This window comes from Pigmentiphaga sp. GD03639 (assembly GCF_029845405.1).
Taxonomy (GTDB): Bacteria; Pseudomonadota; Gammaproteobacteria; order Burkholderiales; family Burkholderiaceae_B; genus Pigmentiphaga; species Pigmentiphaga daeguensis.
The window spans coordinates 1-893 of the sequence record NZ_JAOCLR010000086.1; the positions used below are offsets into that span (position 1 = coordinate 1).

An 893-nucleotide genomic window follows, 5' to 3' on the forward strand; every position below is an offset into this window, starting at 1 on the left:
TCCATCCCGGTCTTCGTCGGCAACGTCGAGAACCTGGAAAAGCGCATCACCCGCGCCTATCGGCGAACGCTGTTCGGTTCGCTGACGAATGTGTGGCTGTTCGATCGTCGCTGCGTGAAGCCAGATAAGGCCAACGCCGGCGCGCTGGCGCTTCTGCCCAGGGATTCCGCTCACCGGCTCGACCGGCTGTGGACGCTGGTGCAGGACACCTGCCCGCTGCCACTGCTCGACCACTGGCGCGACACCGTGCTGGAGCTGTTGCAGACACGACGGATGCTGACCGGTCTTCCCTTGGCCCTCGGGCCGCTGGAAGGCCAACGGCTGGCCCTCGATGTCCCGGCGCTGACGAAGGCGTTGGGCGAGCTGATCCGCAACGGCACCCTCGGCGCCATGCAGTACGAACTGGCCGCGAACGCACCGCTTCGGCGTGTGGCGTGAGCCATCCCCACGGGCATGCGCGCCGCGCGTGCCCGCCTTCCCTCATCCATCACCAGGAGAAATCCATGGCACTCATGTTTCCGCGCCTGGCGCGCAATTTCATTCGTAACGGCTACTTCCCCACCGACGAGCCGACGCTGGAGCGGGCCTTGTCCGCACTGGCGCCGTCTCCCGGCTCCATGTCCATCCTCGATCCCTGCGCCGGCGAAGGCGTGGCGATCGCCGAAGCCGCCCACGCCCTCGGGCGCGAGCAGGTCCAGGCCTTCGCCGTCGAGTACGACGCCGAGCGTGCCCGCCACGCACGGCAACTGGTCGATCGCTGCATCCACGGTGACCTGATGGACACGCTGATCTCGCGCCAGTCCTTCGGGCTGCTGTGGCTGAACCCGCCGTATGGCGACCTGAGCAAGGACGTGAACGGCAACATCGGCTATCAGGGCCAGGGCCGTGCGCGG

At 67.4% G+C, this 893-nt stretch carries 2 protein-coding genes; both read left to right on the forward strand.

The features are described from left to right. A partial coding sequence (locus N5K27_RS28930) for a hypothetical protein (protein WP_279821030.1) occupies window positions 1–438 on the forward strand: 438 nt, incomplete at its 5' end. Between the two features lie 65 nt (window positions 439–503). After that, a partial coding sequence (locus N5K27_RS28935) for a DUF6094 domain-containing protein (protein ID WP_279821032.1) occupies window positions 504–893 on the forward strand: 390 nt, incomplete at its 3' end.